At 34.4% G+C, this 24,178-nt stretch carries 19 protein-coding genes and 2 pseudogenes; 4 read left to right on the plus strand and 17 right to left on the minus strand.

Features of this window, described 5'->3' with window-relative positions; genetic code table 11:
- Positions 1-125: 125 nt before the first annotated feature.
- Entirely contained in the window at positions 126-947 is an 822-nt protein-coding gene (locus tag ACFX5E_RS07210) for a haloacid dehalogenase type II (RefSeq protein WP_379854524.1), read from the plus strand.
- 145 nt (positions 948-1,092) lie between these two features.
- On the opposite strand, the gene ACFX5E_RS07215 is transcribed toward ACFX5E_RS07210, so the two are convergent.
- The 13 genes and pseudogenes from ACFX5E_RS07215 to ACFX5E_RS07275 form a co-directional block, all read right to left on the minus strand.
- Positions 1,093-1,821: an LVIVD repeat-containing protein gene (locus tag ACFX5E_RS07215; RefSeq protein WP_379854525.1), complete on the minus strand. Its 729-nt coding sequence runs from the start codon at positions 1,819-1,821 to the stop codon at positions 1,093-1,095.
- A 3-nt stretch (positions 1,822-1,824) separates the two neighbouring features.
- A complete protein-coding gene (locus ACFX5E_RS07220) occupies positions 1,825-2,121 on the minus strand; it encodes a hypothetical protein (RefSeq protein WP_379854526.1) in 297 nt (98 codons plus the stop codon).
- A gap of 42 nt (positions 2,122-2,163) precedes the next feature.
- Complete coding sequence (locus ACFX5E_RS07225) at positions 2,164-2,316, minus strand: hypothetical protein (RefSeq protein ID WP_379854527.1); 153 nt, start codon at positions 2,314-2,316, stop codon at positions 2,164-2,166.
- Positions 2,317-2,436: 120 nt separating this feature from the next.
- Entirely contained in the window at positions 2,437-2,817 is a 381-nt protein-coding gene (locus tag ACFX5E_RS07230; RefSeq protein WP_379854528.1) for a hypothetical protein, read from the minus strand.
- Between the two features lie 234 nt (positions 2,818-3,051).
- Positions 3,052-3,252 (minus strand): DUF4177 domain-containing protein, encoded by a 201-nt coding sequence (locus tag ACFX5E_RS07235; RefSeq protein ID WP_073355212.1) that lies wholly within the window; start codon positions 3,250-3,252, stop codon positions 3,052-3,054.
- 294 nt (positions 3,253-3,546) lie between these two features.
- Entirely contained in the window at positions 3,547-5,355 is a 1,809-nt protein-coding gene (locus tag ACFX5E_RS07240; protein WP_379854529.1) for a hypothetical protein, read from the minus strand.
- 491 nt (positions 5,356-5,846) lie between these two features.
- On the minus strand, positions 5,847-8,114 hold the full coding sequence (gene katG / locus ACFX5E_RS07245) for a catalase/peroxidase HPI (RefSeq protein WP_379854530.1): 2,268 nt from the start codon (positions 8,112-8,114) through the stop codon (positions 5,847-5,849).
- 539 nt (positions 8,115-8,653) lie between these two features.
- A pseudogene (locus ACFX5E_RS07250) lies at positions 8,654-8,934 on the minus strand (MepB family protein).
- Positions 8,935-9,171: 237 nt separating this feature from the next.
- Complete coding sequence (gene secA / locus ACFX5E_RS07255; protein WP_379854531.1) at positions 9,172-12,516, minus strand: preprotein translocase subunit SecA; 3,345 nt, start codon at positions 12,514-12,516, stop codon at positions 9,172-9,174.
- A gap of 84 nt (positions 12,517-12,600) precedes the next feature.
- Positions 12,601-12,822 carry a DUF2795 domain-containing protein gene (locus tag ACFX5E_RS07260; RefSeq protein ID WP_007138072.1) on the minus strand — a complete coding sequence of 74 codons (222 nt, stop codon included), beginning with the start codon at positions 12,820-12,822 and terminating at the stop codon, positions 12,601-12,603.
- Positions 12,823-12,984: 162 nt separating this feature from the next.
- Positions 12,985-13,554: a cob(I)yrinic acid a,c-diamide adenosyltransferase gene (locus tag ACFX5E_RS07265; RefSeq protein WP_379854532.1), complete on the minus strand. Its 570-nt coding sequence runs from the start codon at positions 13,552-13,554 to the stop codon at positions 12,985-12,987.
- Between the two features lie 53 nt (positions 13,555-13,607).
- On the minus strand, positions 13,608-14,465 hold the full coding sequence (locus ACFX5E_RS07270; RefSeq protein ID WP_379854533.1) for an ATP-grasp domain-containing protein: 858 nt from the start codon (positions 14,463-14,465) through the stop codon (positions 13,608-13,610).
- A 127-nt stretch (positions 14,466-14,592) separates the two neighbouring features.
- Positions 14,593-15,279, minus strand: a complete 687-nt coding sequence (locus tag ACFX5E_RS07275; RefSeq protein ID WP_379854534.1) for an ABC transporter ATP-binding protein — start codon at positions 15,277-15,279, stop codon at positions 14,593-14,595.
- Between the two features lie 350 nt (positions 15,280-15,629).
- Between ACFX5E_RS07275 and ACFX5E_RS07280 the strand changes: the two genes are divergently transcribed.
- Entirely contained in the window at positions 15,630-16,310 is a 681-nt protein-coding gene (locus tag ACFX5E_RS07280) for a hypothetical protein (RefSeq protein WP_379854535.1), read from the plus strand.
- Positions 16,311-16,362: 52 nt separating this feature from the next.
- Here ACFX5E_RS07280 and ACFX5E_RS07285 read toward each other — a convergent pair whose 3' ends face one another.
- From ACFX5E_RS07285 to ACFX5E_RS07300, 4 genes and pseudogenes are all read right to left on the minus strand, one after another.
- Positions 16,363-17,172: an O-methyltransferase gene (locus ACFX5E_RS07285; protein ID WP_379854536.1), complete on the minus strand. Its 810-nt coding sequence runs from the start codon at positions 17,170-17,172 to the stop codon at positions 16,363-16,365.
- 215 nt (positions 17,173-17,387) lie between these two features.
- Positions 17,388-17,744, minus strand: coding sequence for a helix-turn-helix domain-containing protein (locus ACFX5E_RS07290; RefSeq protein ID WP_379854537.1), 357 nt, complete (start codon positions 17,742-17,744; stop codon positions 17,388-17,390).
- Between the two features lie 3 nt (positions 17,745-17,747).
- Positions 17,748-18,041, minus strand: a pseudogene (locus ACFX5E_RS07295) (type II toxin-antitoxin system HigB family toxin).
- A 1,289-nt stretch (positions 18,042-19,330) separates the two neighbouring features.
- Positions 19,331-21,193, minus strand: a complete 1,863-nt coding sequence (locus ACFX5E_RS07300) for an ABC-F family ATP-binding cassette domain-containing protein (protein ID WP_379854538.1) — start codon at positions 21,191-21,193, stop codon at positions 19,331-19,333.
- 350 nt (positions 21,194-21,543) lie between these two features.
- Here ACFX5E_RS07300 and ACFX5E_RS07305 point away from each other — a divergent pair, with 350 nt between their 5' ends.
- On the plus strand, positions 21,544-22,707 hold the full coding sequence (locus ACFX5E_RS07305) for a glycosyltransferase family 2 protein (RefSeq protein ID WP_379854540.1): 1,164 nt from the start codon (positions 21,544-21,546) through the stop codon (positions 22,705-22,707).
- A gap of 84 nt (positions 22,708-22,791) precedes the next feature.
- Positions 22,792-24,096 carry a dihydrolipoamide acetyltransferase family protein gene (locus ACFX5E_RS07310; protein WP_379854541.1) on the plus strand — a complete coding sequence of 435 codons (1,305 nt, stop codon included), beginning with the start codon at positions 22,792-22,794 and terminating at the stop codon, positions 24,094-24,096.
- The last annotated feature ends 82 nt before the right edge of the window (positions 24,097-24,178 follow it).

Raw genomic sequence — 24,178 nt, forward strand, 5'->3', positions numbered from 1 at the left:
CAGGAGCAAATAAAGAACATTTATTCCATTCGAGAGAGAGGACTTTAAAGTCCTTTCTTTTGAAAAAATATCTTTATCTTTTCCCTAAAGTTGCATTAATTAGTTGAATCTAGTAAAGAAAAACAATGAAAGAATTTAAAAACAGCAACGAAAATTTAATAAATACTACTTGGACTATTGGCGAAGAAGAAATTAGTGCGCCTGCTCTAATTGTAAAAAAAGAGACAGACCATAAACAGGAGTACAGCGTTAGTTATTTCCAGAGACCCAAGGTTTTATTTTTTGATGTAAATGAAACGTTGCTGGATCTTAATGTGATGAAAAAAAGTATTGGTGCAGTGCTTGGAGATCATCCAGAATTGATGTCCTTGTGGTTCACAACAATGCTTCAATATTCATTGGTTACAACAGTGGCAAACCACTATAAAGATTTTGGAGAAATTGGAGCCGCTGCACTTATAATGGTTGGCCACAAAAATGGAATTGCTATAACGGATAAACAAGCTAAAAATGCTGTTGCCCCAATTTTATCATTGCCTGCACATCCAGAAGTAAAAGAAGCACTCTTACTTTTAAAAAAAGAAGGTTTTAAATTGGTAGCCTTCACTAACTCATCCAATAAAGCGGTAGAAGCGCAACTTAAATATGCGGGAATTCATGATATATTTGACGATGTGTTAAGTATAGAAGATGTAGGTAAATTCAAGCCACATGTAGATACATATAATTGGGCTGCTAGAAAAATGAGATTAAAACCGAATGAATGTATGTTGATAGCTGCCCACGGTTGGGATGTTGCCGGTGCAAATTGGGCGGGTTGGCAAACGGCTTTTGTCAGCCGTCCGGGACAGCAATTGTTTCCTCTTGCAAATTTACCAGAAATCAATGAAGAGAATATTTTATCAGTTGCTCACAAGCTAATTTCAATACCGTTTAAGCAGTTCTAATTATTGAAAAATTAATGAATCGACTGCAGAATTCAAATATTGATTGACATTTATCCGAAAATGAAATTTTTAGTAGAAAGTTTGGCTTGGGCCAAAATTTCATAAATGATATTTAGCGAATATAGGAACGTTATTTTGAGGAACATTAAAACGTTGTTTCACTCTCCAGTTGTATGTCTTTTATGTTATTAGGATTCATTTTATAGCGGTAGACGCCGTTGTTCCCAATGGCAAATAAGGTGTTGTCACGCACAATTAAATCAAAACAATTTTTGTCGATTGCGTGCATTAAAACAGGTTCAGCAGGATTTTGAATGTTGAATATTTTGATAACATCATCACAAACTAATAAATAATCAGCGGTGTAAAAACTGATGCCTTTTGGTTGCGAGAGTGTTCTGCTGTGAATTAATTTAGGATTTTTTAAATCTTTGGTGTCATAAACCTGCAAAACGTTAATATTATTGCCGCAAGTTGCGTTCGAGTTCAATGTCACATAGGAATGCGTGCTATTGGCAATGACAGGATCACAAGCGGTAAAGTGTTGCACACTGGACAACTTTGTTGGGTTTTCAGGATTGGTGATTGAATAGATAAACATTCCGTTTCTAGATCCAATAAACAAATTATCTCCATATGAAAACAGGGTTTCAATATCGAAACCTATGGGAATCTCATTGACTTTTACAGGCTTTTCCGAATCGATTAGCGAGAATACATTCAGTTTCATCTGATCAACGCCGTACAGATAATTCCCTTTTATGGCAAAAACAGCAAGTGAACCACCTTGCCCTATGTCGCCGTTTTGTGCGCTGTCACTATCCGAACAACCCATTATAAATATTAGTAATACGAAGGATATAATTTTTTTCATGTGTTACTTGATTAAAGTCCAATCGATTATTATTTCATTTTCTTTTGTGTAGCTATGTAAACCATTTGGAGCTTGCTTTTGCGGAAACACATTTTTGTTTCTGTTGGTGACCGTAAAAATTTTGGTGGCAGAATTGAAAGTGGCCGTGACTAAATCGACTGCTTGAATGATGTACACTGTATTTCCTTTGATGGCTAAGTCAGTAGCGCCTGGAGCTTTTATAAAATGGAGTCGGATTGGTTTTTTAGGATCTGTGTAATCATAAACGTGAAAACCTTTATTGACATCGTTGATAAACATTAAATCGTCCTTGATATAGATTTTTCCCGATTTAATAATGGGTTACGCATTTTGAAAAGCAATCGAACTTTCCAGAGCGCTACGGGCAATAATCACTGGTTTGTATTGTTGCTGAGGAATGTCGCCGATATCCGTTGTTGGCCAACAGGAAATAAATAGAAATGAAACCAGCAGGAGAAGTACTATTTTTTTCATTGATTAATGTTTTTATAAAGATAGCAAAAAAGGTATTTGTTTGCGTTATGAAGCTGTTATTGTTTGCGTTGCAAATACAATGAGACATTAGCAGTAAGCAACCGTAATTTATTTGATTTTTCAATTTGTAGAAAATTCAGAGCTTTCAATTCCGCTATTTTGTGTAATTATTTTCACGATTTTTTCCAAATCAGTACTGGCAATGTTATGTATTTCGAATATTTTGTCGCTTCCGGATTTCTGAATGATTTTTAAATTAGTGTTGTCTAATTCTATTTTTTTGACATTTTTAAATGTTATAGACTTACTGATTAATCTATTTATTTTGATGTTTATTCCCCGTTTATTCCATTCAACATAATTTTTGTACCAAAATATTTTACTGTAATAGGCTGCTTGGATAAAAAAACCAATGGAAGCCAAAATTTTATTCGTTCTTTTATATTCAAATTCAATAATTTCAAAACTACCCATAAGAATAAAAACTAAGGAGATTAACATTAAAAGAGATGTCCAGTTTTTAAATGTCAAGTGATTAAAGTATGTTTTTTTCAGTATGTTCAGTTGTTGTTAATACTTCAGTATTTTTAAATGTTGATAAAATTCAGCTTCTTTATGAAATTTTAATATTATAAAAATTGCGCAAAGTCAGAGACATTTGCGCAGCATTTATGAAAAAATTATGTGTTCTCAAAAGTGTTTTGTGAAGCGGGTATTATTTTTCTCTGACTTTGATTAAATATCTTTTTCAAAATACAAATGAATATAAATGGCAGAACCAAAATTTGTTGATGTTGATGTCGTGAACCTATATCCTTTTGCGGCATATTCATCTAGTTTTTCTTGAATTTCTTTTTTTGAGTCATTAGCAATGTGCTTTGAATCTAAAGTCAATTTGGAGTAATAAATTAAACTTTCTACTTTGTATTCTTTCATAATTTTTTTTTTTGGTAATGTTAATGGTGTTCTAACTTTTCATGTAAATATAACGGGTTATTATTACAAAAAAAGCTGTTTTTTTTATTTAAAAAAATATCTCAAACAAGATACACGATTCATTTGTAATAAATTCAAGGATATTTTCACTAAAATTAATTTGAAAGTTAGCTGCTTTATGACCTGTTTACTATAATCTCCATTTATAAAAATTGCGCAAAGTCAGAGACATTTGCGCAGCATTTACGAAAAATTTATTTGTTTTCAGGGATACTTTGCGGAGCTGAATCATCGTTATTGGTCATTTTTCTTAACTGAGTTTTTTATTTTAATTAAGTTGTAATTATTTTTTGAGATTATTTGGTTGTCAATAATTTCATTAAATTCTTCAATAGTTAAAACTCTAGGAATAGATTCAGTTATCCAATATTTTTTGCTAGTTGATGGTATAAACTCTTTAAAAGCAGATAAGCCGATCGGCAATATATAATCAAATTCAGAGATATCATAGTTTCTGCCTTTTGGGTTTTTAGAAAGCCAAATTACTTTTTGATTTGATTCATCAATCGATAGGTCAATTACGTTTTCTCTTCTTTGATTTATAGATTGCATATTACCTTTATAGTAGCCAATTGAATTTTCTTTTAGTTTGCATTCACATATTACTAGAATTTTATTTACTGCGACTGCATAATCTATTTGTTTTGATGAATTATTATTTGAATGACATTGGTTTGTTGGTAGAATCGATTTGGTTTTATTTGTAACATACTCAAATAAATCTCCTTTGAAATTTTCATCTTTAATACCTACTTGAAACATTAAATCATCTAATATTGAAGAAATCTTACTGTAATCAATTATAAATTTGTCTTTTGAAACAGGAATGAAGAGTTTTACTGGTGCAACAAAAAGCAAATCAATTGTATCTCTATTTTGAAGTTTTAAAAATTCAAAGCCTTCTTTAATATTTACTTTCTTTTTTTCAACCTCATCTAATTCTAAATTGAGGAAAGCAAAATTTTTAAAATAATCTAACTCTTTTAGAATATCACTTTCTAAAATAGGACCTTGATAACCTCTTAAAAATAATGGCTTGACCATCGCAACATCCTTTTCTAAAAATAGTTTGTGAAAAATTCTATATGCTACTGCTGTAATTACAGTTAAAATAGAAACAACTTCAATGTTATATTTTTTAAAAAATGAGCTAAATAATGGTTTATTATTGTTGTAAAAACCTCTTAATGGATATAATATGGGTAAAAAATTAGTCATCATATCTTCTCCAAAAGATAAAGGAATATCAAATTGTTTAAAAATAGGATTGAATAAATCCATTTTAATATTAGAAATATTATAAATCGGAACTAATAGTTTGCCAGAATCCAAATCATCTTTATTTTCTAATACTACACCCTTTCGTGTTGTAATAAAAGAAAAATCCCTATCGTCATAATTGTCAATTAAGAAGGCAAGTTCAGGTGTTCTAATTTCTGTGAAGTATTCTTTGTCGGAATGATTAATTTTAAGCGTAGCTCCTTTGCCTATAGCTCTTAAAGTTGCACCGCATTTCCAAACTTCATATGCTAACTTTTCCAATGTATAGTACTCTAGCATATTAGTTTGATTGAACTTAGTTAGTACTATTTGTCGAGGTAAGCTTTTCAGTAATTCTCTTTCGTATTTAAAATCATCACTTAACAGCAATCCATCAAAGACTTCACTAATTTCAATTTCTCCAGTAATTCCAATATGTTCACAAAACTCATCTTTAGCATATTTTTCAATAGCGCCATCTATAATTTTTCTTGTAACTCCTATTGTTATTGGTGATTTATCCCTACCTGAAGTACTTGGAGAAATTCTTCGAGATAAGTGAAGCCAATACATTCTTGATTTTGAAGAAACAATCTTTTCAATTTCTTTTGAGATTGAAGAGTAGTAAGTCTCAATTAACTCTTTGGATTGTAAATAGCTACATTCTTTTTCAGGTATCAATCCCCAAAACGATTTTCTCTTTGAATGTGGCTGTTTAATGACCTCAGAAACTATAGGTTGAGATATTAGGTAAAATGGTCTCTGGTAGTAATCTAAATTCATAGTTTATGTAAATGACAGCCATCTAGTATATACGTCTAACTTTTGTCATACATATCGCCCCATAATTGGGAAGATAGACCTGATAAAAAGTAGACTTTATTTTTTTTCAAATATATAAATAAATCGCTGAAAATACTTATAAAAATAAAGCAGCGACTCATTTATTCTCAAAGATATATTCTTTGTTTACAGGATCAGTACGGGAAACCGTAAACGGAGTTATTTACCGCAAAATCCCTAGCCCCGACAGTAGTGGAAAGCCTATGCCGGATGAAAATCACTTTTTTCTAGTGGTGGCAGAGCGACCAAAGGAAGCTCCTGACAGCGGCTAGAAAAAGGGTTTGAAACCAAATAGCTTGCAGCGTAGGGCGGGAATGGCTCCTGAAAATAAGGCGCAAAAAAAATCCCCAACTACAGTTTGTAATTGGGGATTTGTAGTAGTATATGATGATAATCTGTTATCCTTATTATGAATAAGCAGCGGATGAATATTATCTTACATCGAAACGATCAGCATTCATTACTTTGGCCCAAGCTTTTACAAAGTCATTTACAAATTTTTCTTTGCTGTCGTCCTGTGCATAAACTTCGGAGTAAGAACGTAAAATAGAATTAGACCCAAAAACAAGATCCACGCCTGTTGCCGTCCATTTTACTACTCCGGTTTTACGGTCGCAAATTTCGTAAAGACCTTTTTCTGTTGGTTTCCATGTATTGCCCATATCTGTTAGGTTGACAAAGAAATCGTTGGTTAAAGCGCCTATTGTATTAGTGAAAACACCATGTTTTGTATTGCCATAATTAGTTCCCAACACTCTCATTCCACCAACAAGAACAGTCATTTCTGGTGCCGTTAATCCCATTAATTGTGTGCGGTCTAGCATTATTTCTTCAGAGCTTACGGCGAAATCTTTTTTACTGTAGTTACGGTAGCCATCGGCTAATGGTTCTAAAGGTATAAAAGAGTCAGCATCTGTCATTTCATCAGTTGCATCTCCACGACCTGCTGAAAATGGAACTGTAATAGCTACGCCAGCCGCTTTAGCCGCTTGTTCTATTCCTAAATTACCTGCTAAGACAACAGTGTCAGCGATACTAATACTAAACTCAGCTGCAATAGTTTCAAGAATAGATAAAACATATGCTAAACGTTGTGGTTCATTTGCTTCCCAATCTTTTTGTGGTGCTAATCGAATGCGTGCACCATTGGCACCACCTCGCATATCTGAACCGCGGAATGTACGTGCGCTATCCCAAGCTGTATTTACCATTTCTGGAATAGATAATCCTGATGCAGCAATTTTATTTTTTACAGCATTTCGGTCGTAATCTGTAGTTCCAGCAGGAATAGGATCTTGCCATATTAAATCTTCTTGTGGAACATCAGTACCAAAGTAATTTACTTTTGGCCCCATATCTCTGTGTGTAAGCTTAAACCAAGCACGAGCGAAAGTGTCTGAAAAATATTCTTGGTCGTTCATGAACTTCAAAGAGATTTCTCTATAAATAGGATCGACTTTTAATGCCATATCAGCGTCAGTCATCATTGGATTTTGGCGAATACTTGGATCTTCGACATCTACAGGTCTATCTTCGTCTTTAATACTTATCGGTTCCCATTGCAATGCACCGGCAGGGCTTTTGCGAGATTCCCATTCGTGATTGAACAACATTTGGAAGAATCCATTGTCCCACTTCGTTGGGTGTGTAGTCCATGCGCCTTCAAGTCCACTTGTTACACTATGACGGCCTTTACCAGAATTAGTTGGATTTTTCCACCCTAGTCCTTGTTCTTCAGCTCCTGTTGTTTCAGGATCATCACCTAGGAGACTTGCATCACCATTCCCATGCGTTTTACCTACTGTATGTCCACCTGCAGTTAATGCAACCGTTTCTTCATCATTCATTGCCATACGAGCAAATGTTTCACGCATTTGTCCAGCAGTTTTCAAAGGGTTTTGCTTACCGTTTACTCCTTCTGGATTTACATAAATTAGCCCCATTTGAACAGCGGCTAATGGATTTTCCATAGTAGAAGGAATCTCTACATCAGCATAACGTTCGTCACTTGGTGCTAACCATTCTTTTTCAGATCCCCAATAGGTGTCTTTTTCTGGGCTCCAAATATCTTCACGTCCGAAGGCAAATCCAAAGGTTTTTAATCCCATGTCTTCATAAGCAATTGTACCGGCCAAAACAAGTAAATCGGCCCAACTCACTTTATTACCGTACTTTTTCTTGATAGGCCATAGTAATCTTCTTGCTTTGTCTAAATTAACATTATCAGGCCACGAATTTAAAGGTGCAAAACGTTGATTACCTGAGCCACCACCGCCACGACCATCAGAAATACGGTACGATCCAGCAGAATGCCAAGAAAGCCGTATCATTAATCCACCGTAATGACCCCAATCTGCAGGCCACCAGTCTTGGCTATCCGTCATTAAGGCATGCATATCCCTCTTTAAGGCTTCAATATCGAGTTTCTTAAGTTCTTCTTGATAATTAAACTCTTGTCCGAAAGGATTTGTTTTAGTATCATTTTGGCTCAATATGTCAAGGTTAAGTGCATTGGGCCACCACCCCATAACATTCGCTTTGGTTGAAGTATTTCCACCATGCATTACTGGGCATTTTCCTGCTGATGCATCATGGTTGGCTTCAACTATAGTCGCGCCTTCGTTTAGTGGAAGTTGTTCATGATTGACTGGGCATTTACCTTGACCGTTGGATAGATCTGTATTGTTATTATTTTCCATCTTTATTTTTATAAATTTAATGTGTTTCTTATTTAGTAAAATTAACAATAATGTATCTTATGAATCGATAGCATTCATCTTCATGTTTTATTTGGTTATAGATATTATTTATCACAATAAAAATTAAAATAGATTATGCGTATAATTATTAGCGAATTAAAGAAAAAGAATCTAATAGATGGAATGTGAAAATTAACTTGTTTTTTGGACTGACTTTAAACTTTAATCGAAGAAAAAAGACGCCGCTTTTCTTTCTCTCAAAAATACGAAAATAGTTGGATAAAAGGTAAATGAGTTCGGTTTTTAATATTGCAATCTAGCAATGAAGTGCTATTAATCTATTATTTTTTAAAAATTTAGAAGATACTTTTTGATCCGTAAAATTGTAGTAGAATTTTGGATTTCTTTATAAATAAAATCCCTTTTCAAGCCCTAATCTTTACGATAAAAGCAATTTTACGCGGTCTATATCGATTTTCTTATCAAATGGGATTTCTAAGAAAAATTCCAATTGCCATTTTTGTATTTTTTGTGCTTGATTATGCTTGTTTATTGGTTTTTAGATCCCGAGGAGGATAGGCTCGAATTGCGCGTTTGCCTTCTATTTTGCTAATAGAAATAATACCCTGTTCACAAAGCACTGACTTTGGAAAGATAAATTGGCCAAGGCGATCATCTTTCTAGTTTTTATAATGACAAGATCAATTGGGTCTGTAAAATCAAAAGGTTGAATCGGGCCTTTTCCGCTTCTTTTCCATAAAGTAAGGAATTGTCCAATCATAGTTGGAGTAATTTTAGCAGTAAGAAATTTAACGGACAAGGTGTTAATCTCAAAAGTGTAAGCGCCATATTAAGAACTCTCTTTTTCTTTTATTGGAAAAGAACATTTGTAGTGGTAATTATCGTATCTAAGTTCTTTGGCGACAAGTAGGTCGTGAGGAATTGTAACAGAATTTGACGTGGACATTTTATATGATTATTCTATTTTCAAATATAAAAAAATTCCCCAACTACTTTCGTAATTGGGGAATTTAATAGTAAGAAATCGAAACGGTTTTTAGTTAACGATAACCCATTGCCCTGAGGCGATTAAGCTTTCGGCTTTTTTGTATTTCATTTCTTGTACTTGTCCGTTGGCTACGTTTTGAATGCTAACAGTATCGTTACGATTGATTTTTGGCATATCTCTCACGATAGTCTCTGTTACTTGTCGTTGTTGGGTTTGTCCCGCTTCACGATTTTCATTTTCACTATTTGGAATCTCGTCTTTACTCAATTTAAAGTCTTCTTTCTGACGAACTTCTTTTGCTTCCTGAATTTGTTGATTCTGTTGCGCCGGTAAATCACCTTTAAATAAAAATGAAATAACTTCTTTATTTACGTTGTCAATCATTGCTCTAAACAAATTGAACGCTTCCAGTTTGTAAATTAGCAATGGATCTTTTTGTTCGTGAACCGCTAGCTGAACCGATTGTTTCAACTCGTCCATTTTACGTAAATGTTTTTTCCAGGCTTCATCAACGATAGACAAAGTGATATTCTTTTCGAAATCAGCAACTAATTGATTTCCCTGAGTATCGTATGCTTTCTTCAAATCAGTAACCACATTTAAGGTTTTGATACCATCCGTAAATGGAACTACAATACGCTCAAATTGGTTGTTTTTATCTTCGTATACCTCTTTTATAATAGGAAATGCTTCTCTGGCGCTTCTTTCTGTTTTCTCCGTGTAAAATTCCAGCGTTGCTTTGTAAATTTTACCTGTTAATTCCATTTCTGGCAATTTACTGAACTCTGCTTGTGTAACTGGAGAAGTAATGGAGAAATAACGAATCAATTCGAATTCAAAATTTTTGAAATCGTTAGTCGCTTTATTTTCATCTACGATTAATTCGCAGGTATCATAAAGCATGTTGGCGATATCCAATTTCAAACGTTCTCCAAACAAAGCATGACGACGACGTTTGTAAACTACTTCACGTTGTGCATTCATAACATCATCGTATTCCAATAAACGCTTACGAACACCAAAGTTATTTTCTTCTACTTTTTTCTGCGCACGTTCGATAGATTTTGTCATCATCGAATGTTGAATCACTTCTCCTTCTTGCAACCCCATTCTGTCCATAACTTTAGCCACTCTTTCAGAACCAAACAAACGCATTAGGTTATCTTCAAGAGAAACATAAAACTGAGAACTTCCCGGATCACCTTGACGACCGGCACGACCACGTAACTGACGGTCAACACGACGCGAATCGTGACGTTCCGTACCTACAATCGCTAATCCACCCGCGGCTTTCACTTCGGCAGATAATTTAATATCGGTACCACGACCGGCCATGTTTGTAGCAATCGTTACGACGCCGGACTTTCCAGCTTCTTCAACAATCTGCGCTTCTTGTTTGTGCATTTTTGCATTCAAAACATTGTGCGCAACACCTCTCATTTTAAGCATTCGGCTTAATAATTCAGAAATCTCCACAGAGGTTGTTCCAATAAGTACCGGTCTTCCCGCATTTGATAATTGAGTTACATCATCGATTACCGCATTGAATTTTTCACGAGTAGTTTTATAGATATAATCTTCTTTGTCTAATCTGGCCATTCCTCTGTTAGTAGGAATTTCTACCACATCCAGTTTGTAGATTTGCCATAACTCGCCAGCCTCAGTTGAAGCTGTTCCCGTCATACCACCCAGTTTGTTGTACATTCTGAAGTAATTCTGTAAAGTTACCGTAGCAAATGTTTGTGTAGCGGCTTCGATTTTTACGTTTTCTTTGGCTTCAATTGCTTGATGTAATCCATCAGAATAACGACGACCGTCCATGATACGACCCGTTTGTTCATCTACAATCATGATTTTATTATCCATGATTACATATTCTACATCTTTCTCAAACAAAGCATAAGCTTTCAGAAGTTGAGTCAAAGTATGAATACGTTCGCTTTTTATACCAAAATCCTGAAATAATCTTTCTTTTTCTTCAGCCTCAGTATCTTTGTCTAATTTTTTCTTTTCGATAGCTGCAATTTCGGTTCCAATATCTGGAAGAACGAAAAAGTTATTATCATCAGAATCTGAAGACAAGTATTTAATTCCGTTGTCAGTCAGTTCAACTTGGTTGTTTTTTTCTTCAATTACAAAATACAAAGCTTCATCAATCTTATGCATCTCGCGATTGTTGTCTTGCATGTATTGATTTTCGGTCTTTTGAAGTAATTGTTTAATTCCTTCTTCACTTAAAAATTTGATAAGTGCTTTGTTTTTAGGCAATGCTCTATACGCTCTTAATAAATTGAATCCACCTTCTTTGGTATTTCCTTCTTTGATTAATTTTTTAGCTTCCGATAAGAAACTGTTAGCCAATTGACGTTGCAAACTAACTAAGTTTTCAATTTTTGGTTTCATTTCCATGAACTCATGGCGATCTCCTTGCGGAACTGGACCTGAAATTATCAATGGTGTTCTTGCATCATCAATCAAAACGGAATCGACCTCATCGACAATCGCATAATTGTGTTTTCTTTGAACTAATTCATCTGGCGTATGCGCCATGTTATCTCTTAGGTAGTCAAAACCAAATTCGTTATTCGTTCCGTAAGTGATGTCAGCATTGTATGCCGCTTTTCTTCCTTCAGAACTTGGTTGGTAATTGTCAATACATTCTACTGTCATACCATGAAATTCGAATAAAGGCGCTTTCCATGTACTATCACGTTTAGCCAAATAATCATTCACGGTAACTAAATGGACTCCGTTTCCAGTCAAAGCATTTAAATAAAGAGGCAAAGTTGCCACCAATGTTTTTCCTTCACCCGTTTGCATTTCAGCTACTTTTCCTTCATGCAAAACCATTCCTCCAATTAATTGGACATCATAGTGAATCATGTCCCAAGTAATTTCTTTACCGGCAGCACTCCAAGAATTTGCCCAAATTGCTTTATCACCATCAAGGGTTATATAGCTTTTTGTTGCAGATAATTCACGGTCTTTAGCAGTTGCAGTTACTTCTATTTGAGAGTTGTCTTTGAATCGTCTTGCTGTTTCTTTTACAACGGCAAAAGCTTCAGGAAGAATTTCCATCAACGTTTTTTCCGAAATGTCGTATGCTTCTTTTTCAAGCGCATCAATAGCAACATAGATATCTTCTCTTTTGTCAATATCCTCAATGCTTTCCACTTCTTGTTTTAAGGTATTGATTTTCGCGTCTTTGTCAGCGCGAGCCTCTTTTATTCTTTCTTTAAAAAAAGTGGTGCGAGCTCTTAAATCATCATTAGACAATGACATTAAACTCGTTTCAAAAGTTTTAATTTTGTTAAGATACGGTTGTAAAGCTTTGACATCTTTTTGAGATTTATCTCCAACAAAGACTTTAATGATACTGTTTATGAAACTCATGATATGTTTTTATTTCTATTTGTATAATTGTGTAAATTTAACCAAAAAAAAAGCCTCTTTTGAGACTTTTTATTGGTTTACTTTTTAATATTCATCCTCATTCCAAAGATAATCTTCGTCTGTCGGATAATCTGGCCAAATTTCTTCCATTGATTCATATATCTCACCTTCGTCTTCTATAGATTGAAGGTTTTCTACTACCTCTAATGGAGCTCCTGCTCTAATAGCGTAGTCGATAAGTTCGTCTTTGTTAGCAGGCCATGGTGCGTCACTTAAATATGAGGCTAATTCTAATGTCCAATACATCTGTTGTCGATTTAGTTTTGTGCAAAAATAAATTTTTTACTGAAAAAGACAAGTAAAAAATGATTTATTTTGAAAAAAAGTTAAGAACGTTTTAATTAGTGTTCAGTTTTTAGTAGTTGGTGTTCCGTTTTTCACTTCTAACTGACTACTGTAAACTGCCAACTATTTTCTCGGAATCCATTGAACTTCCTCGGCGTTTAAATCATGAGACAACTTTCGTGCCAACACAAAAAGGTAGTCAGAAAGTCGGTTTAGGTACTTGATTGCGATCTCGGCAACGGGTTCGTTATGGCTTAAATGTACTGCTAAACGTTCAGCACGACGACAAACGCAACGTGCTATATGACAATATGACACAGTTGTATGGCCGCCGGGTAATACAAAATGAGTCATTTGCGGTAACTCATCCTCCATAGTGTCTATTTCATTTTCCAGTAACTCAATATCAGTTTCTATAATACCCAATTTTTTTAAACGGAGTTCTCCATTTTTCATCACTTCTTTTTCTGGGGGTGTGGCCAGAATTGCTCCGACAGTAAATAAGCGGTCTTGAATTTCGATTAAAATTTCTTTGTAATGAACATTCATTTCCTGATCCCGAATTAATCCAATATGGGAATTCAATTCGTCAACCGTTCCGTAACTTTCTATTCGAGCATGGTCTTTGGGAACCCTGGTTCCTCCAAAAAGTGACGTAGTCCCTTTGTCTCCCGTTTTTGTATATACTTTCATTTATGCTATATGAGTTTATTTTTGTGCCAACTTATAAAATGTAAACAACAAATTTAGGCTATTAATTCGACTATTGATGCGACAAATCGTTCAAGAGCAACTGGAGCTATGTCAAAATATAGATCAGGCTCAATACATTCAATTTCCATTAAGTATAATTCAGTATCGATTATGATTCCGTCGACTCTGGCATATAATAATTTTTCGGGGAAAGTATCCACGATTTCTTGTGCTTTTTCAATTAATTGTTGGCTGGGTTGAACCAAAGTGTATGCTCCGCCAAATTGCGACTGTACCCTAAAATCACCTTTAACGGGTTTTTTGTTTACCGCATGAGAGAATTTTTTATTGAAAAATATAAAAGAGGTTTCTCCTGCTATTTGGATTTGCGGCATGAATTCCTGCAAAAGCAATTCCTTTTCTTGCGCTAGATTTTTATAGTCTGCGTTTATTTTTTGAATGTCAGCTACGTCAAAAACTTCGGTTAGATAGGAGCCGGCTGAAAAGGCGGGTTTTATAACTGCTTTTTTCCAATGTGAAGGAATAAGTTCAGCAAGATTAAGTGAATTTCTTTTGTCGATGAAAACGGTGGGAAGAATTGAAATTCCTTGCTTTTCCATTTCACGCAAATAAAACTTATGCTTGTTTTGCTTGATGATTTCAATTGGATTAAGCGTTTTAATTCCTAATTTTTCTATTTGGTCAAGCCAATGGTTAAACTCGGTTTCTTTCTCGAAATAATCCCAGGTCGAACGAAAGATCAAGTAATCAAAATCGCTCCAATTTACGGTTTTATCGCTCCAGATTACCGGTTTTGCCACAATATTATGTTTGGCTAATTCTGGAATCAAAAGCTGGTCTGCAGCAGTTAATTCAGGAAGTTTTTCGCAGGTTAGTATAGCGATTTTCATTTTAGGCTATGTATTATTTGGAATTTTAAATGCTGTTGTGAGTTCGATTGCCTAGCCCGGCCTCTTTCTTTTTTGTTTAAAAAAGAAAGAGATACAAGCGGATAGCCGGAAGTAGCTCCTGAAAAAACTATTTAACCGTATCGCTTTCGATCAGTCCGTCTCTTAAACGGATAATTCGGTGCGCATAAGCGGCAATCTCCTCTTCGTGAGTTACTAAAATCACGGTATTTCCGTTAGCGTGTATGTCTCCAAAAAGTTTCATTATTTCAAGAGATGTTTTGCTGTCCAGATTACCTGTAGGCTCATCGGCCAGAATGATTGACGGTTTGTTGACCAAAGCACGCGCAATTGCCACACGCTGGCGTTGTCCACCCGAAAGTTGGTTAGGCTGGTGGTCCATTCTATCGGCAAGATTCACTTGTTCGAGTACTTCAGAGGCACGTTTGTTTCTATCCGATTTAGAAAAGCCCGCATAAATCATGGGTAAAGCCACATTGTCCAGCGCTGTCGTTCTGGGCAAAAGATTAAAAGTCTGGAAAACGAAGCCTATTTCTTTGTTACGAATTTCGGCTAATTCATCATCTTTCATCTTACTTACATCTTTGCCGTTCAAAATATAAGTTCCTGAAGTTGGCGTGTCAAAGCAACCCAAAAGATTCATTAAAGTTGATTTTCCGGAACCGGAAGGTCCCATCAATGCTACATATTCGCCTTTGTTTATTTCTAAATCAATGCCTTTAAGGACATAAACGATTTCGTTTCCGAGAACAAAATCTCGCTTTATATTGGATATTTTAATTAATGGATTGGCCATTGAAATTTTAGATTTTAGAGATGCTATTGAGATTTTAAAAGTACAAAAGACTTTTGGATTACAAATAAGTAGTTGTTTTTTAAATTTGTTACAGTAATGCTTCAAAATTAGAATTCAAAGTTGTCCTAAAATTCTATTAAATTCCTGTTTTAGCTTCTTTCTTCAATTTTGATAAGTAAAAAGACAGTTTGATGTTTTATAGTATTTCACTAATAAGTTATATAATTATTGGGAAAACTCTTTTTATTTCGTAATTTATTTTATTATTTTCATAATTTTTGGTTAATTACTGAAGTTTTTGTAAATTGCTTTACATTTGTAACAGAAATATTTAATTAAATTAAGAAATTATGAAAAGTAGAAATTTATTATTGGGAGCAGCGGTAATCGCATTAGGATTTACATCATGTAAGGACGAAAAAGCAACGGAAGCAGAGAAAAAAGTGGATACCTATGTAGTATATGTAGATTCTATTGGAAATGTTGCTGAAGCAGATGCTAAAACAAATTGGGAAGCAATCGATGCTTCATACCAAATGAGAATTAGTGATGCAGAAGCTGCTTTAGAAAATTTAAAGGATAAAGAAAAAGCACAGGAAAGAATAGATGCAAGTAAAGCAAAGTACGAAGCGTTGAAAGCTAAAATGCAAGAGGATATGAATGCTCAAAATGAAGCTGCCGCGCCTGCTGCAATTAATTCTAAACAAAAATTGAGAAATGCTTTGTTTGGACAAGGAAAAATCGGGGATGACATGAATTTTAGTTGGGTAAATAAAGACAATATTCATAGTGTTTACCAACAGTTCATTCATACTGCTGAAGACAATAAAGACAGTTACTCTCGTGAGGATTGGGATGAGATAAAATTAATGTATGAAGCATTAGACAGCAGAAAAAATACAGTTGAAAAAGAAGGACTTTCTGTTGATGACAATAAAAAAATTGCTGGTTTAAAATTTAAATTTGCCCCAATGTTAAAAGTAAACAGAATGGGAGCAAAAACGGAAGAAATGAAAGATGCTAAAGAATAAATAATTGTTGATTCAGGTGAGAAATGACCGTCAGAAATGACGGTCATTTTTTTTATAACCGAATTGTAAAATGTTCTTTAGGTTGTTCTCTTCTAAAAAACACCAATCCCCATTGAAACGTATCGATGGTAACGGTAACTTTAGGATGGTTTTTTATAATCTCCCAAGCTTCTTCCATTTCTGGCGACCAATGAATGTCATCGAAAATCCAAAGCGTATCGTTCGTAACTGTGGGCAATAAAAGTTCAAAATAGTCTAAAGTGGCTTGTTTTTGATGATTACCGTCGAAGTAAATAAGCCCCCTAGCCCCCAAAGGGGGAATTCCCAGCGAATCGGTAATTTTAGGTTGTTCATAGTTTCGCAGATAGCTTTCAAATTCCGTTACAACGGAATTTACATTGTTGAAATTGAATTTTTGAAAGTGTTCCTGAGCAATTTTCGACGTTTCAGGACAACCTTCGAGTGTGGTTATTTTTGCTTTTAAATTCCCTAGAGAAAGCGCGGAAGTGGCCAATCCTAAGGAAGTACCGATTTCTAAAATAGAGTCAGGCTGAAAATAAGTGACAATTCTAAAGAGCAATTCAGCCCGTTTCGGGCTAATTCCCGCGGTTTTTACAATTTTGGAGATTTCTCTTTTATTGGATTTAAAAACTTTTGAACCCGCACCAAAATCATTTACTTCAATTGTATTGTGGTTTTTTAAAAGTGAATTACTATACTCTTTTAAAACAGCATATTCCGGCTTTGATTTGGTGTCATAAAAACATTTCGTAATCAAAGTGAATACAAAAGGGGAATGTACCGCATGTTCATTCTTGGAATTCCAAAGAAATTGTAAGTAGGATTTGATTTGGAATAGCATAGCGTTTAGTAAACCGAGTTTATAAAGTAGGCACGAAGATACAAAGCCATTTTGCAAAAAAGGAATTACAGTCTCCTATTTTTAGGAAGGTAAGGAATGAAAGATGTTATTCTTGGTAGAACATTTCGATTTATAAAATAAAAAACCACAACAGAATTGGATTTTGTTGTGGTTTTTTTAGAATTGCTAATTCCTGTTAAGTGGCGATATTTTTACTAATAAGTTTGTATTAAAACTTCAGTCGGAATATTTAGGCTGATGTGTAACTGTCTAATCATTTCCAAAGAAAGTTTTCTTTTTCTGTTTAAAATTTCACTAGCTCGACTTTTGAAACCAATGATTTTGGCTAAATCATTTTGTGTATATCCCATTTGTTCCATTCTGAATTTTATCGCCTCAATAGGATCTGGTAAATCTATTGGAAAATGTTCATTTTCATATTGATCTATCAAAATTCCTAAAAGTTCTAATTCGTCGCCTTCTTCCGTTCCTTTTTTTGCGTCAAAGATTATTTCAAGTCTTTCAAGCGCTTGATTATAATCGTTTTCAGTTTTGATAAGATTTATGTTCATAATCTAAATTGTATTTGCGTTAATTTTGTCATATTCTCCGTGGGTTCCGATAAATCTGATCCAAACCATTTCATATTCATAATTTATTTTTACTATTAATCTGTAATTATTTCCTTTAATATTGAAAACTACTCAATTTTCATTAAGAATACTTGCGCTTGGATAGGCTGTTTTTATGTCATTAGGATTTTTCCATTCCGCTTTTTGAGCTTCACGAAGCCATGATTTTAATTGTTGTTCACAATCAGCATGATTTTCCCAAAAATCTCTCAACATTTTTTTCGCAAGTACTCTCAAATCTTTTTTTTACAAAGATAATAATAATAACCAATTTGGGAACATTTGTATTCGTGTTTTTTACTTGTTTGTGTATCTGTATTTTGTGGAGTATATTTTAGGAACTTTTTTTACAAAACAAAACTTTGCCAAAATAAACTAGAACAGGAAGATTTTCATCCGTCGTTGGTCATTGTGGATGGCGCTACACGGGTTATGGATTCCTTTTTTGACGGTATTAATACAGGAAAACATTGGTGCGGAAAATTATTAAAAAATTACATTCCTATTGCTTGGTAAATGCTATAGGTTTATAAAACAAAACCACAGCAGAATTAGATTTTGTTGTGGTTTTTTGTTTGTTTTGATGCTCATTATTTTGGGCGTAAAGTCAGAGACATTTGCGAAGCCTAACCAATAACTATTATATAGGGCAAAGAGCGGGTGTATTGTAGTAATTATTTGTTCTTTTTCTGACCGCCTTGAAGTGCAAATGCAAATCCTAGACCAAACAACAATGTTATCAGTCCTGCGAAATATGGGATTAGGTCAGACATCTTTATTGTTTTGTATCAGTTTTAAATAAATGCCGAACGCTAATATGGAAGGAACCCAAATTCCAATAAAGATTGCCTGATCTTTATTTCCCTGAAAGTATAAAATTTCCGAGAAAATTAATGAAAGGAAAGCTGCAACGAATAGTAGCTTGTCAGATAATGTAAATTTTTTTAACATTTTTAATAATTTAAAGATTATCTTTTTAATAAAATAATCAAGTAAATCTATTGAACATATGTTGAGAATTGATTGTTTCTATTGTTGTTTTAACAAATTATTAAGTATTGTTTAGCATATAGATTTTTTAGAATAATAAATATACTATTGATTGTTAGTTGAAATTAATAACAAAGAGCCGCTCATCCTACTATTTGCTAGTTTTTTTTGGAGTAAAAAAAACAATAAAACAAAAAAAAGTAGCTTGGAAAGTCCGTAAAGAGTATTATGTTAATTTTCCTGTTAAACATTTTACGATTGAAAAAAACATAATTGGATTGGGTTTTGTTGTGGGTTTTTTTGACTACTATTTTGGGTGCCAAGTCAGAGAGTATTGCGCAGTCTAAACAATAACTGTTGTATACTTAGAAGAGCGGGTTGGACTTTTAATTAGTTCTGATTTTTCTTACCAATTTTAAATTGACTTTTATGTAAAAAAACAAACCCACAACAAAATCAAAATTCTGTTGTGGGTGTAAACTAAATAGAATTAATAGTCGGTACTGCAAACTGCGACTGAACACTGAATACTAATTTTACCCTTCTATCTTCGCAGAAAGCTCAAACCATCTTTCTTCTTTTTCTTCAATTTTATTGATGATATTTTTCAATTCGTTGGCTTTCTTCTCGATAGCTGATTCTTCAATTTTTCCATCTGAGAATAATTGTTCGATAGTCGCTTTCTGAATTTCTAAATCTTTGATTTCTTTTTCTGTTTTCTGGAATTCCTTTTGTTCATTGAAAGTTAGGTTTCCGGTTGGATTATTTTGTTTCCAGTCTTTCTTGTCCGCTTTGTTTTCCTCTTTTTGAGCCACATCAGCACTATCTTCGTAGGCTCTGAAATCAGAATAGTTTCCTGGGAAATCCTCAACTACACCATCGCCTCTAAAAATGAATAAGTGATCTACAATTTTATCCATGAAATACCTATCGTGAGAAACTACTACCAAACAACCAGGATAATCTAAAAGGAAGCTTTCCAATACATTCAGCGTCACAATATCCAAATCATTTGTTGGCTCATCCAGAATCAAGAAGTTTGGATTCTGAATCAAAACGGTACACAAGTACAAACGTTTCAATTCTCCACCACTCAATCGATCCACAAAATCGTATTGTTTTTTAGCATCAAACAAGAAACGCTCCAATAATTGCGAAGCCGAAATCAATTTTCCTTTCATCAACGGGATAAATTCTCCGTATTCCTTAATCACATCAATAACACGCTGACCCGGTTTTGGGTTGATTCCACTTTGTGTGTAGTAACCTACTTTTATTGTTTCACCAATCACTACTTTTCCACTATCAAGAGGCAAAGTTCCGGTCAATAAATTCAAGAAAGTCGATTTTCCGGTTCCATTTTTCCCAATGATTCCAATGCGTTCGCCACGTTGAAAATCAAAACTGAAATTATCCATGATCACATGATCCTTGAATTTTTTGGAGATTTTGTGAAGCTCGATAATTTTGCTTCCCATACGTTCCATATTAATTTCAAGCTCCACTTTATTTTCACGACGGCGACTTTGCGCTTTTTCCTTGATGTCATAAAAATCATCCTGACGCGATTTTGATTTTGTCGTTCTCGCTTTTGGCTGACGGCGCATCCACTCCAGTTCTTTCACAAAAAGATTCTGTGCTTTATCCACACTTGAATTCTCGGATGCGATGCGTTCTTCTTTTTTCTCTAAATAATAAGAGTAATTTCCTTTGTATTGGTATAATTTTCCGTTGTCGAGTTCAATGATTTCATTACAAACGCGCTCCAGGAAGAAACGGTCGTGCGTGACCATAAACAACGTAATGTTTTCTTTGGAAAAATAGCTTTCCAGCCATTCAATCATCTCTAAATCCAAGTGATTTGTAGGTTCATCCAGAATCAATAAATCAGGACGATTGATCAAAATGATAGCTAACGATAAACGTTTTTTCTGTCCACCCGAAAGATTTTTTACTTTCAGTTTGAAATTTTCCAACTTCAGTTTGAATAAAATTTGTTTGTACTGCGTTTCAAAATCCCACGCATTGTGCTGATCCATTCCATCAAAAGCTTTTTGGTATGCTTCTTCATCTTCAGGATTTTCTAGTGCTTTTTCATACGCTTCAATCACTTTCAAAGTCTCATTGTCTGAGGCGAAAATGCTTTCTTCAATTGTCAATTCTTCCTGCAAATTATTATTTTGCGAAAGGAAAGCCATTTTTATGCCTTTTCTCAAAACAACTTGTCCCGTATCTGATTCTTCTAAACCATTAATGATACTCATAATAGTCGTTTTTCCAGAACCGTTTTTGGCTATGAAGGCAATTTTTTGATCTTTATTAATTCCGAACGAGATGTCTTTGAACAACGTACGCTCACCAAAAGATTTCGAGATATTTTCAACAGATAAGTAATTCACTTTGTAAGGTATGAGTTATAAATTATAAGGCATGAATTTGTGACGAAACATAACTTTTTTGCAAAAGTAATTCATTTACACCAAGTTTCAAGTTTTTGAGGTTGAAGTAATGTTAAAACTAAAAAGGTTAGGCTAATTTATTGGAGCCAATGATCTGGTTTTATTTGGAAGCATCGTTCCTGCTTTCGCCTTTATCTTTGTTCGTTCCTCTCAAAGGATATCGGCTTAAATGCAATTCACTGAACTCCTATGAAAATAAAAGTATAGTGAAGTAATCGTGGCTAAGGAGAAACATGTTTTTTAATTTTTTAAACTTTGTGACTTTGGGTCTTAACATATATCTTTGAAAAATGCAACTATCCGTCATCATTCTCAATTATAACGTTCGCTATTTCCTGGAGCTCTGTGTTTTAAGTGTTCATAATGCTTTAGAAAATATTGACGGAGAAATTATCGTAATAGACAATAACTCTCAAGACGACAGTTGTGCAATGATGAAGCAACGTTTCCCAAATGTAAAGCTCATTCAAAACAACGAAAATTTAGGTTTTCCAAAAGGGAATAACATTGGTGTAGCCCAAGCCCAAGGAGAATATATTTGCATTCTGAATCCTGATACGGTTGTCGCTGAAGATACATTCAGTAAAGTGTTAAACTTCGCCAACAAGCAAAAAGACTTAGGAATTATAGGTGTGAAACTCATTGATGGATCCGGGAACTTCCTGCCGGAAAGCAAACGCGGAATTCCAACTCCTTTTGTCGCGTTTACAAAGTTTACGGGTTTGTATAAATTATTTCCTAAATCAAGAACATTAGGAAAATATTACTCCCAACATTTAAATGAAAATCAAACCGGAGAAGTAGAAGTTCTCGTGGGCGCTTTTATGTTCATGAAACGAGAATTGTATCTAGAACTAGGTGGATTTGATGAAGATTGTTTCATGTATTCAGACGATATTGATTTGTCCTATCGAGTCCTGAAAGTAGGAAAGTCGAATTATTATTTTCATGAAACCACTGTAGTGCATTATAAAGGAGAAAGTACGGTTAAGGACGGAATTTATATGAAACGGTTTCAGGACGCTATGCAATTCTTTTACAAAAAACACTTTAAGGCTTCGTTGGTCTTTTCTTTAATTATGAAAGCAGGAATTGTGTTTTTCTCTTTTGTGAAAATGTTTCAAGGGCAGCCTAAAATAAGAACAAAACCAAATTCTTTTGTTTTTTATTCTTCGAACAAAAAATTAGCAAATAAACTGGCTCTGATTTTTCAAAATAAAGTTTCTTTTCACAATTTAAAAACAGAAAAAATGGTAATTTCGTCTTTTGTTAAGAGGGAAACAGAAACAGAGATTATTTTGGATAACGAATTCATTTCTTTCAAAGAATGCATTCGTTTTATGGAATCAGCAAAGAATAAAGGGTTTACCTTTAGAATTTTACCTAAAAAGGCTAATTTTTTAATTGGAAGTGATAATTCCAGGGAAAGAGGAGTAGTGGTAAAAATTGAGTGAAAAATTACATTAAGTGTAATTTATATTTAAAATATTTAGTAATTTCGCAAACTGAAAACAAAAAATACCTTTTAGGTTAACAATATGGCAAGATTTGAATTAAAACTTCCTAAAATGGGAGAAAGTGTCGCAGAAGCAACCATTACAAATTGGTTGAAAGAAGTTGGAGACAAAATTGAAGCTGATGAAGCGGTACTCGAAATAGCAACTGATAAGGTTGATAGCGAGGTGCCAAGTGAAGTTTCGGGTATTTTGGTGGAACAACTATTTGGTAAAGATGATTTAGTTCAGGTAGGGCAAACAATTGCTATTATTGAAACTGAAGGTGGAGAACTTGTACCTGTTGTTAAAGAAGTTGCTACCCCAGAGGCTGTTGCTGAAGTAACTAAAATGGTTGATGCAGCCAAAGAAAGTGTTGCAACGCCGGTAAATTTCTCGGACTCTGAAAAATTCTTATCGCCATTGGTAAAAAATATTGCCAAGGAAGAAGGTGTTTCTGTTGCAGAATTAGACACGATTTCAGGTACTGGAAAAGAAGGAAGAGTTACTAAAAATGATATTTTAGAGCACGTAAAAAATAGAACAATTCAACCGGTAGCTGTTTCAGCTCCAGTGGCAGAAGTTCAAAAAGCTGTTGCGGCTCCTGTTGCTCAAAAAGCGGCTCCTGTTTCCGTAAGTGGCGGAGATGAAATCGTTGAAATGGACAGAATGCGTAAGTTAATTGCGGGTTACATGGTAGCTTCAGTTCAAACTTCGGCTCACGTGCAATCATTTATTGAAGTGGATGTAACGAATATTGTAAAATGGAGAGAGAAAAATAAAGTTGCTTTCGAAAAAAGAGAAGGAGAAAAGTTGACGTACACGCCAATTTTCATGGAAGCAGTTGCAAAAGCTATAAAAGATTATCCAGGAATGAATATTTCTGTTGATGGTGATTTTATCATCAAAAAGAAAAATATTAACCTAGGAATGGCAGCATCGTTGCCAAACGGAAACTTGATTGTTCCCGTTATTAAAAATGCGGATCAATTGAACTTAGTTGGAATGGCAAAAGCAGTAAACGACTTAGGTGGTCGTGCGAAAGCTGGAAAACTAAAACCGGATGATACTCAGGGAGGAACCTATACGGTTACTAATGTAGGGACTTTTGGTAGTGTTTTTGGCACGCCAATTTTAAATCAGCCACAAGTTGGGATTTTAGCTCTTGGAGCAATCCGAAAAATGCCGGCAGTAATTGAAACTCCGGAAGGTGATTTCATAGGTATTCGCCAAAAAATGTTCTTGTCACACAGTTACGATCATAGAGTTGTAGATGGTGCGTTAGGAGGAAGTTTTGTGAAACGAGTAGCTGAATACTTAGAAGCTTTTGACGTAAACAGAGATTTTTAATAATTTATAATTAGAATAAAAACCCGATTGATTTTTAAAAATCAATCGGGTTTTCTTTTTTTTGAGATTTTCTGAAACTTTA

The sequence above is a fragment of the Flavobacterium xylosi genome, from assembly GCF_042787345.1.
Lineage (GTDB): Bacteria > Bacteroidota > Bacteroidia > Flavobacteriales > Flavobacteriaceae > Flavobacterium > Flavobacterium xylosi.

Coding starts and splice junctions, on each gene's coding strand:
- ACFX5E_RS07210 (WP_379854524.1), top strand. CDS start 126: ATGAAAGAATTTAAAAACAGCAACGAAAATTTAATAAATACTACTTGG.
- ACFX5E_RS07215 (WP_379854525.1), bottom strand. CDS start 1,821: ATGAAAAAAATTATATCCTTCGTATTACTAATATTTATAATGGGTTGT.
- ACFX5E_RS07220 (WP_379854526.1), bottom strand. CDS start 2,121: ATGTTTATCAACGATGTCAATAAAGGTTTTCACGTTTATGATTACACA.
- ACFX5E_RS07225 (WP_379854527.1), bottom strand. CDS start 2,316: ATGAAAAAAATAGTACTTCTCCTGCTGGTTTCATTTCTATTTATTTCC.
- ACFX5E_RS07230 (WP_379854528.1), bottom strand. CDS start 2,817: ATGTTAATCTCCTTAGTTTTTATTCTTATGGGTAGTTTTGAAATTATT.
- ACFX5E_RS07235 (WP_073355212.1), bottom strand. CDS start 3,252: ATGAAAGAATACAAAGTAGAAAGTTTAATTTATTACTCCAAATTGACT.
- ACFX5E_RS07240 (WP_379854529.1), bottom strand. CDS start 5,355: ATGAATTTAGATTACTACCAGAGACCATTTTACCTAATATCTCAACCT.
- katG (WP_379854530.1), bottom strand. CDS start 8,114: ATGGAAAATAATAACAATACAGATCTATCCAACGGTCAAGGTAAATGC.
- secA (WP_379854531.1), bottom strand. CDS start 12,516: ATGAGTTTCATAAACAGTATCATTAAAGTCTTTGTTGGAGATAAATCT.
- ACFX5E_RS07260 (WP_007138072.1), bottom strand. CDS start 12,822: ATGTATTGGACATTAGAATTAGCCTCATATTTAAGTGACGCACCATGG.
- ACFX5E_RS07265 (WP_379854532.1), bottom strand. CDS start 13,554: ATGAAAGTATATACAAAAACGGGAGACAAAGGGACTACGTCACTTTTT.
- ACFX5E_RS07270 (WP_379854533.1), bottom strand. CDS start 14,465: ATGAAAATCGCTATACTAACCTGCGAAAAACTTCCTGAATTAACTGCT.
- ACFX5E_RS07275 (WP_379854534.1), bottom strand. CDS start 15,279: ATGGCCAATCCATTAATTAAAATATCCAATATAAAGCGAGATTTTGTT.
- ACFX5E_RS07280 (WP_379854535.1), top strand. CDS start 15,630: ATGAAAAGTAGAAATTTATTATTGGGAGCAGCGGTAATCGCATTAGGA.
- ACFX5E_RS07285 (WP_379854536.1), bottom strand. CDS start 17,172: ATGCTATTCCAAATCAAATCCTACTTACAATTTCTTTGGAATTCCAAG.
- ACFX5E_RS07290 (WP_379854537.1), bottom strand. CDS start 17,744: ATGAACATAAATCTTATCAAAACTGAAAACGATTATAATCAAGCGCTT.
- ACFX5E_RS07305 (WP_379854540.1), top strand. CDS start 21,544: ATGCAACTATCCGTCATCATTCTCAATTATAACGTTCGCTATTTCCTG.
- ACFX5E_RS07310 (WP_379854541.1), top strand. CDS start 22,792: ATGGCAAGATTTGAATTAAAACTTCCTAAAATGGGAGAAAGTGTCGCA.